General features: G+C 59.2%; 2 protein-coding genes. Both read right to left on the reverse strand.

Translation table 11 applies throughout. The features are described 5' to 3' along the window. On the reverse strand, positions 1-970 hold a 970-nt coding region (locus tag AC1DRJ_RS28065), incomplete at its 3' end, for a heavy metal sensor histidine kinase (RefSeq protein WP_477805007.1). Beyond that, a partial coding sequence (locus tag AC1DRJ_RS28070) for a winged helix-turn-helix domain-containing protein (RefSeq protein WP_477805008.1) occupies positions 970-1,292 on the reverse strand: 323 nt, incomplete at its 5' end. The genes AC1DRJ_RS28070 and AC1DRJ_RS28065, both read right to left, overlap by 1 nt.

Consider the following 1,292-nt stretch of genomic DNA (forward strand, 5'->3'; position numbering starts at 1 on the left):
GAACGTCCTCAGCCAGCGGCGCGAAAAACTCCAACAACAGATCCGTTTCCTCCGCCAATTCCAGCGGTTCACGCTTGGGTGTCAGCAACCCGTGATCCGCCTTGGCCAGGTACAACATGTCATTGACCAGTTGCGCCATCCATTGCAGTTCTTCGAGGTTACTGTGCAGCGCCTCGCGGTAGTCCTCAATGGGGCGAGGGCGGGTGAGGGTGACCTGTATGTGGGTCAGCAGATTCGACAGGGGCGTGCGCAGTTCATGGGCGATGTCAGCGGAGAACGCCGAGAGCCGTTGAAAGGAGTCGTCGAGGCGACCGAGCATGGCGTTGAAGCTGTGGGCCATTTCCGCGAGTTCCGGCGGCATGTTCTTTTCGGGCAAGCGCGCATTGAGCGAATGCGCCGAAACACCGCTGGCGACCGCACTCATGCGCCGCAACGGACGCAACCCGCTGCGTGCTGCCCAGGCTCCGAGCAGGGCAGTGGCCAGGGCTGACAAGCCAACGGTCAGCCAGATCAGATGCTGCATGCGTTGCAGAAAGTGCTGGTGATGGGTGATGTCCAGCAACAAGGTCAGTTTTGGGGAATCAGGTTTGTCGACTAACAACGGCGCATTCAATACGCGGTAGTCGGAGCCGTCGTCGTTCAAGGTTGATAAGCCCGGTTTTTGCGGGAGCTTGTCCGGCAGGTGCGCCGAACTGTCATACCAGCGCTGGCCATCGCTGCCGGTTATGCGCAGCGACAAGTCGGCCTGGCGGCTCAATTCATCCGCAAGCCTGATTTGGCTGTCGCTGGATTGAATGTCGTGAAGTGCCCGGCGTAAACCAATCAATTTGCCGTCCAGCAGTTGCTGATCGAGTTCGACGAAGTGTGCTTCACTCGCACGACTGAACAATACCCCGGCGAACAGCGAAACCACGGCTGTGCMGGCCGCAAACAGTAACGCGAGGCGGCTGCTTAACGAAAGACGCCGCATCAAGCTGAGCGCTCTTCAAGGACGTAACCCATGCCGCGCACGGTGTGGATCAGTTTGTTGGGGAATTCATCGTCGATCTTCAGGCGCAAACGTCGGATGGCGACTTCGATCACATTGGTGTCGCTGTCGAAATTCATGTCCCAGACCTGGGAGGCGATCAGCGATTTGGGCAGGACTTCGCCTTGTCGACGCAGGAGCATTTCCAGCAGGGCGAATTCCTTGGCGGTCAAGTCGATGCGCTGTCCGCTGCGCTCAACGCGGCGGCGGATCAGATCCAGGCGCAAATCGGCCAGTTGCAGGCTGGTTTCCTGTGGTGAAGCGC

It is taken from the genome of Pseudomonas sp. P5_B2 (assembly GCF_056400445.1).